The 13872-nt window shown below is 60.6% G+C and carries 12 protein-coding genes; 2 read left to right on the top strand and 10 right to left on the bottom strand.

Annotated features, from left to right (window positions below):
• Positions 1-19: 19 nt before the first annotated feature.
• A protein-coding gene (gene prfB / locus LOY68_RS05760) for a peptide chain release factor 2 (protein WP_123507983.1) occupies positions 20-1115 on the bottom strand; the annotation gives its coding sequence in 2 pieces (ribosomal slippage) (positions 20-1042 and positions 1044-1115; 1095 coding nt in all).
• Positions 1116-1343: 228 nt separating this feature from the next.
• A complete protein-coding gene (locus LOY68_RS05755) occupies positions 1344-2117 on the bottom strand; it encodes an SDR family NAD(P)-dependent oxidoreductase (RefSeq protein WP_265043546.1) in 774 nt (257 codons plus the stop codon).
• A gap of 110 nt (positions 2118-2227) precedes the next feature.
• Here LOY68_RS05755 and gcvA point away from each other — a divergent pair, with 110 nt between their 5' ends.
• Complete coding sequence (gene gcvA / locus LOY68_RS05750) at positions 2228-3145, top strand: transcriptional regulator GcvA (RefSeq protein ID WP_265043544.1); 918 nt, start codon at positions 2228-2230, stop codon at positions 3143-3145.
• A gap of 132 nt (positions 3146-3277) precedes the next feature.
• On the opposite strand, the gene LOY68_RS05745 is transcribed toward gcvA, so the two are convergent.
• The 7 genes from LOY68_RS05745 to LOY68_RS05715 are packed head-to-tail and all read right to left on the bottom strand — an operon-like array spanning position 3278 to position 11726.
• The gene (locus LOY68_RS05745) at positions 3278-4279 is read right to left on the bottom strand and encodes a response regulator (protein ID WP_054616027.1); all 1002 of its coding nucleotides are present in this window, start codon (positions 4277-4279) and stop codon (positions 3278-3280) included.
• Positions 4280-4327: 48 nt separating this feature from the next.
• The gene (locus LOY68_RS05740) at positions 4328-5338 is read right to left on the bottom strand and encodes a chemotaxis response regulator protein-glutamate methylesterase (RefSeq protein ID WP_163908698.1); all 1011 of its coding nucleotides are present in this window, start codon (positions 5336-5338) and stop codon (positions 4328-4330) included.
• Positions 5335-7626, bottom strand: coding sequence for a hybrid sensor histidine kinase/response regulator (locus LOY68_RS05735; protein WP_265043541.1), 2292 nt, complete (start codon positions 7624-7626; stop codon positions 5335-5337). The genes LOY68_RS05740 and LOY68_RS05735 overlap by 4 nt, the downstream gene beginning before the upstream one ends.
• Positions 7623-8306 carry a chemotaxis protein CheW gene (locus LOY68_RS05730; RefSeq protein WP_163908694.1) on the bottom strand — a complete coding sequence of 228 codons (684 nt, stop codon included), beginning with the start codon at positions 8304-8306 and terminating at the stop codon, positions 7623-7625. Before LOY68_RS05730 ends, LOY68_RS05735 begins: the two co-directional genes overlap by 4 nt.
• Complete coding sequence (locus LOY68_RS05725; RefSeq protein ID WP_265043539.1) at positions 8303-9577, bottom strand: CheR family methyltransferase; 1275 nt, start codon at positions 9575-9577, stop codon at positions 8303-8305. The genes LOY68_RS05730 and LOY68_RS05725 overlap by 4 nt, the downstream gene beginning before the upstream one ends.
• Positions 9574-10104 carry a chemotaxis protein CheW gene (locus tag LOY68_RS05720; protein ID WP_265043537.1) on the bottom strand — a complete coding sequence of 177 codons (531 nt, stop codon included), beginning with the start codon at positions 10102-10104 and terminating at the stop codon, positions 9574-9576. The genes LOY68_RS05725 and LOY68_RS05720 overlap by 4 nt, the downstream gene beginning before the upstream one ends.
• Positions 10104-11726, bottom strand: a complete 1623-nt coding sequence (locus LOY68_RS05715) for a methyl-accepting chemotaxis protein (protein WP_265043535.1) — start codon at positions 11724-11726, stop codon at positions 10104-10106. The genes LOY68_RS05720 and LOY68_RS05715 overlap by 1 nt, the downstream gene beginning before the upstream one ends.
• A gap of 662 nt (positions 11727-12388) precedes the next feature.
• Between LOY68_RS05715 and LOY68_RS05710 the strand changes: the two genes are divergently transcribed.
• Positions 12389-12916 carry a hypothetical protein gene (locus LOY68_RS05710; protein ID WP_265043534.1) on the top strand — a complete coding sequence of 176 codons (528 nt, stop codon included), beginning with the start codon at positions 12389-12391 and terminating at the stop codon, positions 12914-12916.
• A 161-nt stretch (positions 12917-13077) separates the two neighbouring features.
• Here the strand turns inward: LOY68_RS05710 and LOY68_RS05705 are convergent, their stop codons facing one another.
• Positions 13078-13800 carry a tellurite resistance TerB family protein gene (locus LOY68_RS05705; protein WP_265043532.1) on the bottom strand — a complete coding sequence of 241 codons (723 nt, stop codon included), beginning with the start codon at positions 13798-13800 and terminating at the stop codon, positions 13078-13080.
• Between the last annotated feature and the right edge of the window lie 72 nt (positions 13801-13872).

The following is a 13872-nucleotide window of genomic DNA, read 5'->3' as shown; positions in this document are numbered from 1 at the left end:
AGATCCTGTAGCGCGTGCTTTAGAGCCCTTGTTTCAAGCTTGCTACCAGATATTCGTCGATATCGCCGTCGAGCACCTTGTCGCAGTCACTGCGTTCGATGTTAGTGCGCAAATCCTTGATTCGCGACGCATCGAGCACGTAAGAGCGAATCTGGTGACCCCAGCCAATGTCCGACTTGGTGTCTTCCAGGGCTTGGGAGGCGGCGTTGCGTTTCTGCACTTCCTGCTCGTACAAGCGCGCCCGCAACATTTTCATCGCGGTGTCTTTGTTGGCGTGCTGGGAGCGTTCGTTCTGGCAGCTGACCACGGTGTTGGAGGGTACGTGGGTGATACGTACGGCCGAGTCGGTGGTGTTTACGTGCTGACCACCGGCACCGGAGGAGCGGTAGGTGTCGATGCGCAGGTCCGACGGGTTGATGTCGATTTCGATGTTGTCATCGATTTCCGGCGACACGAACACGGCCGAGAACGAGGTGTGACGGCGGTTGCCCGAGTCGTACGGGCTCTTGCGCACCAGACGGTGCACGCCGATTTCGGTACGCAACCAGCCAAAGGCGTATTCGCCCTTGATGTGGACGGTGGCGCCCTTGATCCCGGCGACTTCACCGGCCGACAGCTCCATGATGGTCGCGTCGAAACCGCGTTTGTCAGCCCAGCGCAGGTACATGCGCAGCAGGATGTTGGCCCAGTCCTGGGCTTCGGTGCCGCCGGAGCCGGCCTGGATGTCCAGGTAGGCGTTGTTGGCGTCCATCTCACCGCTGAACATGCGACGGAATTCGAGTTTTTCCAGGGACTCGCGCAGACGCTCGACTTCGGTCGCGACGTCATCGACGGCGGCCTGGTCTTCTTCTTCGGCGGACATCAGCAGCAATTCTTTGGCATCGGCCAGGCCAGTGTGCATTTCGTCGAGGGTTTCGACGATCTGCGCCAGCAGCGAGCGCTCGCGCCCTAGTTCCTGAGCGTACGACGGGTTGTTCCAGACTGCCGGATCTTCAAGCTCGCGATTGACTTCAGTCAGACGCTCATGCTTTTGATCGTAGTCAAAGATACCCCCGAATAGTTTCGGAGCGCTCGGACAGGTCCTTGATACTGTTAAGGATCGGGTTGATTTCCATGGCGGGCAGCACTCGTTGGCGAACTTTTGAAAGCCGGCGAGTATAACGTAATCAAGCTGTCACGGCAGCCCGCCTGGCGGCTTTAGCTGCGAATGGTCTCACTGGAGCAACCTGTGGGAGCGGGCTTGCTCGCGAAGAGGCCTTGTCGGTCAGCATTGATGTGAATGACGCACCACCTTCGCGAGCAAGCCCGCTCCCACAGGGGGATTGGGTTTGATTTCCCCCTACTCAGTTGCGGCCGGCAGTTACGCCGCCATCAACCGGCAATACGGTGCCGGTAATCCACGAGGCCTGGTTCGATGCCAGGAACAGAATCGCTTGCGCCACATCCGCAGGCTGACCGTTGCGCCCCAGCGGGTGGAAGGCGTTGAAGGTCGGCAGGGTTTCCTTGACCTGTTCGGCTGTCATGAACGTGCCGTACACCGGGGTTTCCACCACGGCCGGGGCGACGGTGTTGATGCGGATATTGAGCGAGGCCAGCTCGAGGGCGAGGTTGCGGGTCAAGGCGTGTACGCCGGCATTTGCTGCGGAATAGGCCGCCGACGGGGTAGCGCCGATGGCTTGAATCGCCCATAGGGAACCGGTTTGCACGATCGCGCCGCCCCCGCGCAGTTGCATCGCCCGGGCTGCGGCCTGGGCCATGAAGAATTTGCCCTTGAGGATGATGTCGAGAAAACCGTCGTACTCGTGCTCATCGACTTCAAGGAACGGTTTGGGGCTGAACACCCCGGCGTTGTTGATCAGGATATCGACGCCGCCAAACGCGCGGGTCGCCTCATCCACCAATGCCTGGGCGGTGGCCGGGTTGGCGATGTCGCCGGCGACGAAACGCACGTGGGTGCCGCTCGGGTCGATGGCTTCTGCGGCCAGGGCCAGTTTTGCCTGGTCGCGACCACCGATCACCACCGAGGCGCCGGCAGCGACCAATTGCTCGGCCACTTCTTTGCCGATACCTGAACCGCCGCCCGTGACAATGGCCACCTTCGAAGAAAAGTCGTACATAAAATGATCCTTAGGGAAGTAAAGAAGAGCGCTGATTTTCAGCTTCGCGACATTCCCCGACAAACCAGATAATCTTTGAATCCGATAAAGAAAAGCTTTAGTGGGCAGCCATGAAATACCCCTCCTACCTCAATGCACTCAGGGCTTTTGAAGCGGCAGCGCGACACCAAAGCTTTTCCGAAGCGGCCGCCGAACTGAACGTGACACCCGCCGCCGTGGGGCAGCAGGTGCGGGTGCTGGAAGCGTGGCTTGGGGTCGCGCTGTTTCATCGTGCCAATAGCGGCACTACCCGGTTGGTGCCGACCGACGCTGCCCGCGCCGCGCTGCCGGACATACGCGCCGGGTTCGATCGTTTGAGCATGGGACTGTCCCTGCTCAAGGATGCGTCCGACAGTGGCGTGCTGACCGTCACCGTCAGCCCGGCGTTCGCGGCCAAATGGCTGCTGCCACGGATCGAGCGTTTCCAGCAGGCGCATCCGGACACTGACTTGCGGCTCGACACCAATCAGCGATCGGTGGATTTTCTGGTGGATGGCATTGATGTCGGCGTGCGCTATGGCGCCGGAGTCTGGCCGGGTTTGACGGCGGTGCGATTGATGGATGAGGAGATCTATCCGGTGTGCTCGCCGTCATTGCGCGATCAGTCACCGGCGCTGACGGAGCCTGGGGACTTGGCCCGCTTCACCCTGCTCCACGACCTGACCCTGGAACAGAACAGCGGATTTCCGACCTGGCGGACCTGGCTTGATGCGGCTGGTTTTCCTGCGATCGAGGCGGAGCATGGCCTGCGTATCAACAACTCGGCAGCGGTGCTGCAAGCGGCGATCGACAGTCGGGGCGTGGCCCTGGGGCGAAGCGAGATGGTGCGTGATGATCTGGCGGCGGGGCGACTGGTGCGGCCGTTTGGCGACCTGACTTGCCCGATTGATCTGGCGTATTACGTGGTGTATCGACCGGAGTGTGCGGCGAAGCCGAGGATTGCGGCGTTTCGGGATTGGTTGGTGGCTGAGGCGGGGATGGCTCGATAAATTTCAAGTGAACACAAACCCCTGTGGGAGCGAGCCTGCTCGCGAAAGCAGTGTGCCATCCAACCACGTTGTTGAATGGTAAACCGCATTCGCGAGCAGGCTCGCTCCCACAATTAGAATCAGAGCAAGCCGCTACTCAATCCCCACCTGATTGCGCCCATTATTCTTCGCCAGGTACAGCCCTTTATCCGCCGCCGAGATCAATTGCCGGCAATCACTGCCCGCCTGCGGGGTAATCGTCGATAGGCCAATACTGATGGTCAGATTCGAACCCTCCGCCGGGAACACATGCGGAATCTTCAACGCCGCCACAGTCTGGCGCAGTTTCTCTGCCACCAATCGCGCGCCGCCCGGTGAAGTATTTGGCAGCACCAAGGCAAACTCTTCGCCGCCATAACGGGCCGGCAGGTCCGAAGGGCGGGCACTGGCGTCGCGAATGGCCGTGGCGACTTTGCGCAGGGCCTCGTCGCCTTCGAGGTGGCCAAAGCTGTCGTTGTAGGATTTGAAGTAATCCACGTCGATCATCAGCAATGACAATTGAGTCTGGTCGCGCAGTGAACGGCGCCACTCCAGTTCCAGGTATTCGTCGAAGTGCCGGCGGTTCGACAGGCCGGTCAGGCCGTCGGAGTTCATCAGGCGTTGCAGCACCAGATTGGTGTCGAGCAACTGCTGCTGGCTGACCCGCAACGCCCGATAAGCCGCATCACGCTGCAACAAAGTCATGTAGGAGCGCGAGTGATAGCGGATGCGCGCCACCAGCTCGATGTTGTCCGGCAGTTTCACCAGGTAATCGTTGGCCCCGGCCGCGAAGGCCGCGCTTTTGATCAGCGGGTCTTCCTTGGTCGACAGGACAATGATCGGAATGTCCTTGGTCGCCGGGTGATTGCGGTATTCGCGTACCAGGCTCAAACCGTCGAGACCGGGCATTACCAGGTCCTGGAGGATCACCGTCGGCTTGATCCGGATCGCCTGGGCAATGGCCTGGTGCGGGTCGGCGCAGAAGTGGAAGTCGATGTTCTCCTGGTTCGCCAGACCGCGCCGAACCGCCTCGCCGATCATCGCCTGATCGTCCACCAGCAACACCATGGCGGCGTTTTCATCGGTCTTGAAGTCGTCGAGCTGTAAGTCATTCATGTGCGGTCACCTGAGTACTGCCTGGGCCAGGATTGCTGTGAAAAGTCTTCATTTAGGGAATATCTCCAGCAATCGTGGCGCTATCTTTTCCAGTGGGCGAATTTCTACGGCGGCATCGATGGCCGCAGCCGCTTTCGGCATGCCGTAAACCGCACTGCTGTTCTGGTCCTGAGCGATGGTCAGGTAGCCCTGTTGGCGCATGAGTTTAAGCCCCTGCGCGCCGTCGCGCCCCATGCCGGTCAGCAAAACGCCGACGGCATCGCCGTTCCAGTAACTGGCCACGCTCTCGAAAAACACATCGATGGAGGGCCGGTAAATCTCGTTGACCGGTTCAGCGGTGTAGGCCAGCGTCCCGTTTTTCAACAAGCGAATATGGTGGTTGGTGCCGGCCAGCAACACCGTGCCGGCCTGGGGCGGTTCGCCCTCCAGTGCCAGGCGTACATCGAGGCCGCTGGCGCTGCTGAGCCACTCGGCCATGCCGGCGGCGAACACCTGGTCCACGTGCTGCACCAGCACGATGGCCGCCGAAAAATCCTGCGGCAGGCCTTTGAGCAACACTTCCAGCGCCGCCGGCCCGCCCGCGGACGAACCGATGGCCACCAGTTTTTGTCGAGAGCCAGAGCTGCGCAGCGTGCTCGGCGCCGAGCGCACGCGGTTGCCCTTGTCGCCGATCAGCCAGCCGATGTTCATGATCTTGCGCAGCAACGGCGCCGCCGCTTCCGCCGGATTGCCGGCACCGATCGCCGGTGTATCGACCACATCCAGCGCGCCGTGGCCCATGGCTTCGAACACCCGGTGCACGTTCTGCTGGCGGTCGACGGTGACGATCACGATGGCGCACGGGGTTTCGGCCATAATCCGCCGGGTCGCCTCCACGCCATCCATCACCGGCATGATCAAGTCCATCAGGATCAGGTCCGGGATATTCTCGGCGCAACGTTGCACCGCCTCGGCGCCATTGCTGGCGACCCAGATCACCTGATGCGCCGGTTCGAATGCCAGGGCGCGGCGCAGGGCCTCTACCGCCATGGGCATGTCGTTGACGATTGCGATTTTCATGCCCGCGCTCCTCCGATGAGCTCAACCACCGCATCAAGCAGGGCGTCGTCATGAAAACTGGCTTTGGCTAGATAATAGTCGGCTCCGGCGTCCAGTCCACGACGACGGTCTTCTTCTCGATCTTTATAAGACACCACCATAACCGGCAGCGATTGCAGGCGATTGTCCCGGCGCAATAAAGACACCAGTTCGATGCCGTCCATGCGCGGCATGTCGATGTCGGTGATCAGCAGATCAAAATCCTCCGAACGCAGGGCGTTCCAGCCATCCATACCGTCCACCGCGACGGCCACGTCATAGCCGCGATTGAGCAGCAACTTGCGCTGCAACTCGCGCACGGTCAGGGAATCGTCCACCACCAGAATCCGCTTGCGCGCTGCTTCCGTGGCTTGGTTACTGTGGCGGGCAATGCGCTCCAGACGCCCAGTGTTGAGCAGTTTGTCCACCGAACGCAGCATGTCTTCGACGTCAACGATCAACACCACCGAACCATCGTCGAGCAAGGCCCCGGCGGAAATGTCCTGAATCTTGCCCAGCCGCTCATCCAGCGGCAATACGACCAAGGTCCGCTCGCCAATAAAGCGCTCGACTGCCACGCCGTAGATCGCATCGCGCTCGCGAATCACCACAACCTTGAGGGTCTGCGGGCTGTTCTGGCTCGCCGGACGCTGCAACAACTGACTGGCCGCGACCAACCCGACATGCCGGCCTTCGTGCCAGAAGTGCTGGCGGCCTTCGAGCTGGACGATGTCGTCCGGTTCCAGGTCGCACATGCGCTCGATGTGCGCCAACGGAAAGGCATAAGCCTCGTCGCCGACTTCCACCACCAGGCTGCGCACCACCGACAGGGTCAGCGGCACTTCCAGATGGAAACGACTGCCCTCGCCCGCCGTCTGCTCCAGCACCACCGCGCCGCGCAACTGGCGAACCATATGCTGAACCGCATCGAGGCCAACGCCGCGCCCGGAAACTTCGGTGACCTTGTCCCGCAGGCTGAAACCGGGCAGGAACAAGAACGTCAGCAGTTCTTCCTCGCTCAACTGCGCTGCGGTTTCTGCTGGGGATAACTGCCGTTCGATGATGCTGCGGCGGACCTTTTCCAGATCGACGCCATTGCCGTCATCGCTAAGTTCCAGCACCAGCAGACCGGCCTGATGGGACGCACGCAAGCGGATCAGGCCCTCCGCCGGTTTGCCGGCCAACAGCCGTTGTTCCGGGGTTTCAATGCCATGGTCCACGGCGTTGCGCAGCAGGTGGGTCAGCGGCGCTTCGAGTTTTTCCAGCACGTCGCGGTCAACCTGGGTCTTTTCGCCTTCGATCTCCAGGCGCACCTGTTTGCCGAGGTCACGGCCGAGGTCGCGGACCATCCGCACTTGGCCGGTCAGCACATCGGCAAACGGCCGCATGCGACAGGCCAGCGCCGTGTCGTACAGCACCTGCGCACGTTGACTGGCGTGCCAGGCGAACTCATCCAGTTCGGCGTTCTTTTCCACCAGCAGTTGCTGGGCTTCCGCCAACAATCGACGGGCATCGTCCAGCGATTCCTGGGCTTCCAGGCTCAACGCCATATCCTTGAGATGGACGTTGAGATTTTCCAGGGCCCGCAGGCCATTGCTCTGCGTGCGCTTGAGCCGTTGCATGGTGGCCAGGTGCGGTTTGAGCCGCAGGGTTTCCACCAGGGATTTGCTCGACAGATCAAGCAGGCTGTTCAGTCGTTCGGCGGTGACTCGCAACACCCGCTCACCGTTTTCGGTGGTGCGTTTGGTCTTGCGCGGCGGTTCGGCGGGCGCAACTGGTGGCTGCTCGACGACCGGAACCGGTATCTCGACCTGAGGCGGTTCCAACTGAAGCTCGGCCATGAACGGCGCAATCGGCGTGCTGATCGGCGGCGCTAACGCCATCGGGTCGAGCAAGCGCCCCATCAGCGCCACATAGGCGTCGATTTCAACCGCCGAAGGTGCGTTGTTCGGCGTGGCGATGCGCATCAGCAGATCGGTGCCTTGCAGCAAGGCGTCGATGTGTTCCGGGCGCAGATACAACCGCCCTTCCTGGGCGCTGACCAGGCAATCTTCCATGACATGGGCCACGCTGACCCCGGCATCCACGCCGACAATCCGCGCCGCACCCTTGAGCGAGTGCGCCGCGCGCATGCACGATTCCAGGTGATCGGCCTGAGTCGGGTCGCGTTCAAGGGCCAGCAGACCTGTGCTCAGCACCTGGGTCTGGGCCTCGGCTTCCAGGCTGAACAGCTCCAGCAAAGACGAGTCGCGCATTTGCTCGGGGGTCATGTGAGGCTCCGGGTCACGGCGGACAACAACTGTTCTTCATCCAGCCAACGCAGGCTGCGACCTTTGAATTGCAACACGCCACGGGTGTACTTGGCGCTGGCCTGGGCGCCGGACTGCGACGCCGCCTCGAGGATGCGCTCGTCGATGGCGTGAATCCCGTCGACTTCGTCCACCGGCACCACCACTGGACCACCCCGGGCCGCGATGATCAACATACGCGGCATCACCCGCGCACCCGATGCCACATTGTTGGTGGTGTCGAGCCCCAGCAACTCAACCAGTGACAGGCACGCCACCAACGCACCACGCACATTCGCCACGCCGAGCAGGGCCCGGGAACGCTGATGCGGCAAGGAGTGAATGGTTTGCAGCGGCGCCACTTCCACCAGGCTGCGAGTGGCCAGCCCCAGCCATTCTTCGCCGAGGCGGAACATCAGCAGCGAGCGGGTTTTGACGTCGGTTTCGACCACCGTCGCCACCTGCTCACGGTCTTCCTGCTGCAAGGCGTAGCGATCGAGCAAACGGGTAGCGGCCGCCGAATACACCGCGCAATTGCGGCAATGAATATGCTCGGCAAGCAGCGGGCAGGACTTGTCACCGTGGATACCAATGCGGTTCCAGCAGTCGTCGATGGCCTGGGCATCTTCATGGGTGACGCTCAAGGTGTCGGAGACGATCATCGTTTACGCTCACTGTCAGCGGCGCGCTCGCTACGAGCGGCGCGTTCCTGCAATCGTCTGGCGCCCGCCGTGTCGCCCTGGGATTGCAGCAAAGCCGCCAGGTGCATCAACGCGTCGGGGTGTTGCGGTTCGAGGTACAACGCCTTGCGATAAAACCCTTGGGCCTCAAGCGCGCGGCCGGCGACATCGCTAAGCAGCCCCAGCCAATAAAACACTTGGGCCACCGGTTCGTGGCTGCGCAGATAACTTTCGCACGCGGCGCGGGCTTCGGCACTCTTGCCTTCGTTGGCCAGCGCTGCGATGTTCGCCAGCAACGTGGCGGCGTCAGGGTTGGCAGTTTTCAAGGTGTTTGGCAACGGCACGACAGTGGCGAACGGACGGTTGCGTACCGGCGGCGGGGCCACGCTGCGTACCGGTTGGCGCACCGGCAGCGGAGTCGGCACGAATGTCGTTGGATAAGGCTCGGGCTCCGGCGCGCTGTGGCGGCTGAAGGCAAACGACTGCGGGATGCCGATCGACCGCATGCCCAAACGCCCGAGCAAACTGCCCTCGGCCGGACCGATAAACAGCACGCCATCGACGTGGGTCAGGCGCTTGAGCACTTCGAAGACTTGTTGCTGGGTCGGCTGGTCGAAATAGATCAGCAGGTTGCGGCAGAACACGAAGTCATAGGCCGGCTCGTTGGCCAGCAAGGCCGGATCGAGCAGATTGGCGACCTGCAAACGCACTTGCTCCAGCACCCGCTCGTTGAGCCGATAGCCGTCCTCTTCAGCGCTGAAATGCCGGTCACGAAATTCGATGTCTTGCCCGCGAAACGAGTTCTTGCCGTACAGCGCACGCTTGGCTTTCTCCACCGAGAGCGGGCTGACGTCCATGCCTTCGACTTTGAATTGATGGGGTTTAAGCCCCGCGTCCAGCAAGGCCATGGCGATGGAGTACGGTTCTTCGCCGGTGGAGCACGGCAGGCTGAGAATCCGCAGGGCGCGCATGTTGTTGATGTCGGCCAGGCGTTTGACCGCCAGTTTCGCCAGGGTGGCGAAGGATTCCGGGTAACGGAAAAACCAGGTTTCCGGGACGATCACCGCTTCGATCAGCGCCTGCTGTTCATCCCGCGAGCCTTGTAAGGTGTGCCAGTACTCATCGGCGGTCAGCGCCTGGGACGCCGTGGTGCGCTGACGCACCGCGCGCTCGATAATGGCCGGGCCAACCGACGCAACGTCGAGGCCGATGCGATCCTTGAGGAAGTCGAAAAACCGCTGGTCACTGCTCATGACGTCTCCTTAAGCAGGTCCAGGGGCTGCGCCGGAAACAGCAGCGCACGCACCTGCTCATCGAGCAGATCGGCGACGCGCACCCATTGCAGCAAACCCTGGGCATCCTTGCGTACCGGACCGAGGTACAGCGCTTGGCGATTGTCCAGGCCATAGGGCTGAAAATCCGCCGGGTTGCAGCGCACGGTGTCGGTGGCCTGTTCCAGAATCAGCCCGAGCAATTGCGTCGGCGTAGCCTCATCCGGGCGATAGTGCACCAGCACCAGACGCGTACTGGTGCGAGCCTGGGCTGGTTGGCCAAAGGTCAGCGCGCTGAGGTCGATCACCGGCACCACGGCGCCGCGATAGGCGAATACCCCGGCAACCCAGTCCGGGGCCCGGGCAATCGGTTTCAACGGCAGGCGCGGCAGCACCTCCGCCACCTCAACGGCTTGCAGGGCGAACCGCTCGTTGCCGATACGAAACACCAGGAACAGCGCAAGCCTGGCCGCTGTCACGGCACTGCGTTTAGCCGTGAGCTCGCTCATCAGACTTTGAATCGCGAGACGCCGCTGCGCAGCCCGACCGCCACCTGACTCAGCTCGTCGATGGCGAAACTGGCCTGACGCAAAGACTCGACAGTCTGGCTGCTGGCATCGCCCAACTGCACCAGCGCGTGGTTGATCTGTTCAGCGCCAGTGGCCTGGGCCTGCATGCCTTCGTTGACCATCAACACCCGCGGCGCCAGCGCCTGGACCTGATGGATGATCTGCGACAGTTGCTCGCCGACCTGCTGCACCTCGGACATGCCGCGACGCACTTCTTCAGAGAACTTGTCCATGCCCATGACCCCGGCCGACACCGCCGACTGAATCTCACGGACCATTTGCTCAATGTCGTAGGTGGCCACGGCAGTCTGGTCCGCCAGACGCCGAACTTCGGTGGCGACCACGGCGAAACCTCGACCGTATTCACCGGCCTTCTCGGCCTCGATCGCGGCGTTCAGCGACAGCAGGTTGGTCTGGTCGGCGACTTTGACGATGGTCACCACCACCTGGTTGATGTTGCCGGCCTTCTCGTTGAGGATCGCCAGTTTGGCGTTGACCAGATCCGCCGCGCCCATCACCGAATGCATGGTGTCTTCCATGCGCGCCAGGCCTTGCTGCCCGGAACCGGCCAGCACCGAGGCCTGATCGGCAGCGGTGGAGACTTCGGTCATGGTGCGCACAAGGTCACGGGACGTGGCGGCGATTTCACGAGAGGTCGCGCCGATTTCCGTGGTGGTGGCGGCGGTTTCGGTCGCAGTGGCTTGTTGTTGCTTGGAGGTGGCGGCGATTTCCGTCACCGACGTGGTGACCTGCACCGACGAGCGCTGGGCCTGGGACACCAGGGCGGTGAGCTCGGTCATCATGTCATTGAAGCCGGTTTCAACGGCGTTGAACTCGTCCTTGCGCTCCAGATTCAAGCGACTGCTGAGATCGCCAGTGCGCATGATTTCGAGGATCTGCACGATGCGATTCATCGGCGCCATGATCGCCCGCATCAGCAGCAGGCCACAGAGGCCGGCGGCCAGCACCGCGATCAGCAGGGATACGCCCATGATGACCTTCGCGGTGACCACGGCGTTATCGATGTTGACCATGTCCTGGTCAGCCACGGCTTTGTTTTCGCGCAGGATGTCATTGAGCTTCATGCGCCCGGCGGTCCACGCCGGGGTCAGGTGTTCGTTGAACAACTTGATGGCCTCGGCTTCCTGATTGCGCTTATGCAAGTCGAGCACTGCGGACAGGATCTTGTAGTAGTTCTCATGGAGCTTTTCGAAGGTGGCGAATTCGACTTTGTCTTCATCCGTGGTGACCGTGCCGCGATAACTGTTCATCGCTTCTTGCACGCGCACCTCGAAGCTTTTGAAGTCGGCGGCGTCTTCGGCACTGATGCCCTGGCCTTCCTTCAAGCCAAGCATTTCCTGGATCTGCAGAAAACTGTCGACCCAGGCGCCACGGATGGTCGAGCTGTAATAGACCCCGGGCAGCGCATCGTCACGCACGCTTTGCTCGCTTTCTTCAATCTTCAGCAGCCGGGAATACGAGACCACCACCATCAACAGCATGATGGCAATAATGACCGCAAAGCTCGCCAAGATGCGTTGGCGCAACGTCCAGTTCTTCACAGTAAGTCCTCGGGCCATTTTCAAATGCTGCGGAGTATAGCTGAGGGCGGTGTTTCATTTATAAGACGGATGCGCGCCAACTCAGCCCCCAACGGCAAATAGCCGGGATCGGCTCTGGAATGGGACTTTCCGCTAGATGAGGGGAGCGTTGCCAGTGGTGATTTGGCAGAAATGGACCGTGGACTGGTCATTTGCAGCTCCAGCTACGCTAAAACGTCATCGCAAGCAGCCTCGGACCGTCGAACCATCACCGGCGCAGCGAAATCATGCTTTTGCATTTCGTCGAGCCAATCGGCGCCGCGTGTTAACGATGCAGCTTCGCTTTCGTTGTATGCCGCTGCCGTATTCGTGGCGGTGATTGATAGTCAGGTATGCCAAGCTACCCACGCCACGAATGGCCAAGCGCTCCCCGGAGTTAAAAGAAGCCATCGCCAAACGTGAGGCCGAACTACCCATGCAAACGAAGCAAGCATCGGCTTGATGGTGAGCGGTCAGTCTTACGCGCGATAATCAGTCCGCCCCGCTTTTCGTACTTGTTTATTGCTATAGCTTTGTTCAATGCTCGAAAGATAATTAAAAAATATAAAGGAATATAAGCAGTGCCTACAAACGGGAGCGCCAGAGCCACATTAATACGATACATAAAAGCAGTGAGCCACCTCTTGCTTGAGACGACCAGATACCTCATTGGAACCCTGATAAAACTCATGGTTTTCGTGGCAGCCCTATCGGCTTTTATTGTGGCATTGGTTTATTTAACCGATGACTCTACCAGTCCAAAAATGGTTCCCCTGCTAAACACCCTGATCACCACTGCGAATGAACATCGAGTTTCTTATTTTCAAAACCAGGATTGGTGTGAAAGTTTGCTCTCCGAAACTGGCAACTACGCGACTTCAGAAATTTCCACATGCGGCGGCGGGGAGACCAAACCTTTCGATGCGCAGGGAACGCAGCTTTTTAACACCATCAGATCTGCAGCTAAAAAAGCAAAGATATCCCCTATCAGAATCAGCCTTAAATCAGAACATGGGACCGTATCATTCGCGCAGATCAGCCTCCCATGCCTCCTCCTTTGCAACGCAAAGTACGTCTATTCACCGCATAAGCCTTATGTATCAGAGGAAAGGAAACCAACAACCGTTACCGATATGACTGGGGGCTGGTACTACGAAATAATGGGTATTTGATCGCGCCCCAATGTCTGTTGATAGGCAGAAACGGGACGTTGAATGGGTCATTGACGCCTTCGCGGGCAAGCCTCGCTCCTACAGGTAATCGTCGAACATCCTATTAAAGGGCGACGCGAAACTGTAGGAGCGAGGCTTGCCCGCGAAGGCGCCCTGAAGCCTTACATCGAAGCCTGCCGCACCTGTTTTTCCAGCTCAGCCTTCAACCCCGGTTCCAGTTTCAACTGTCGCGCCAGCTCATCAAGGTAGGACTTCTCCATGAAGTTCTCCTCATCCACCAGCATCACGCTGGCGATGTACATTTCGGCAGCCATTTCCGGGGTGCTGGCGGCGCGGGCGACGTCGGTCGGGTCCAGCGGTTTGTTGAGTTCGGCGTGCAGCCAGTGCTGCAGTTCCTGGTCGTTATCGAGCTTGGTGAATTCGCCTTCGATCAACGCACGCTCGCGCTCATCGACGTGGCCATCGGCTTTGGCTGCAGCGACCAGTGCCTTGAGAATCGCCTGGCTGTGTTGCTCAACCTGAGCCGCTGGCACGCGATCAACCGTTTGTGGCTCGGTCTTCGTCGCAGTGCCCTGCTGGGCCTGCCAGTTACCGTAAGCCTTGTAGGCAAGGACGCCCAGCGCCGCGAGGCCGCCATAAACGACGACCTTACCGCCCACTTTGCGAACCTTCTTGTTACCCATCAGCAGCCCCATCGCGCCAGCCGCCAACGCCCCGCCACCGGCACCCGAAAGCAAACCACCGAGACCACCCGAGCCACCGCTGCCGCCGAGCAAACCGCCCAGCCCGCCGCCGGAAGCCTTGTTCTGATGGCCGCCAGTTTTGTTCTGCAACAGGTCCTGGCCGGACTTGAGTAGTTGGTCGAGCAATCCACGGGTGTTCATTTGTTGCCTCCACGAATTCGGGGTAACCGGATCATTCAGGCCACCAGCCTAGATCGAAAGTGCCCGCAACTT

This window comes from Pseudomonas sp. B21-053, from assembly GCF_026016365.1.
GTDB classification, from domain to species: Bacteria; Pseudomonadota; Gammaproteobacteria; order Pseudomonadales; family Pseudomonadaceae; genus Aquipseudomonas; species Aquipseudomonas nunensis.
The sequence above is the reverse complement of the archived record's forward strand: the minus strand, read 5'-3'. Positions and strand labels throughout refer to the sequence as shown.

Excerpts from the sequence above, each read along its gene's own strand:
- gcvA (WP_265043544.1), top strand. The coding sequence starts at position 2,228 with ATGAAATACCCCTCCTACCTCAATGCACTCAGGGCTTTTGAAGCGGCA.
- LOY68_RS05735 (WP_265043541.1), bottom strand. The coding sequence starts at position 7,626 with ATGACCCCCGAGCAAATGCGCGACTCGTCTTTGCTGGAGCTGTTCAGC.
- LOY68_RS05725 (WP_265043539.1), bottom strand. The coding sequence starts at position 9,577 with ATGAGCAGTGACCAGCGGTTTTTCGACTTCCTCAAGGATCGCATCGGC.
- LOY68_RS05720 (WP_265043537.1), bottom strand. The coding sequence starts at position 10,104 with ATGAGCGAGCTCACGGCTAAACGCAGTGCCGTGACAGCGGCCAGGCTT.
- LOY68_RS05755 (WP_265043546.1), bottom strand. The coding sequence starts at position 2,117 with ATGTACGACTTTTCTTCGAAGGTGGCCATTGTCACGGGCGGCGGTTCA.
- LOY68_RS05730 (WP_163908694.1), bottom strand. The coding sequence starts at position 8,306 with ATGATCGTCTCCGACACCTTGAGCGTCACCCATGAAGATGCCCAGGCC.
- LOY68_RS05705 (WP_265043532.1), bottom strand. The coding sequence starts at position 13,800 with ATGAACACCCGTGGATTGCTCGACCAACTACTCAAGTCCGGCCAGGAC.
- LOY68_RS05745 (WP_054616027.1), bottom strand. The coding sequence starts at position 4,279 with ATGAATGACTTACAGCTCGACGACTTCAAGACCGATGAAAACGCCGCC.
- LOY68_RS05740 (WP_163908698.1), bottom strand. The coding sequence starts at position 5,338 with ATGAAAATCGCAATCGTCAACGACATGCCCATGGCGGTAGAGGCCCTG.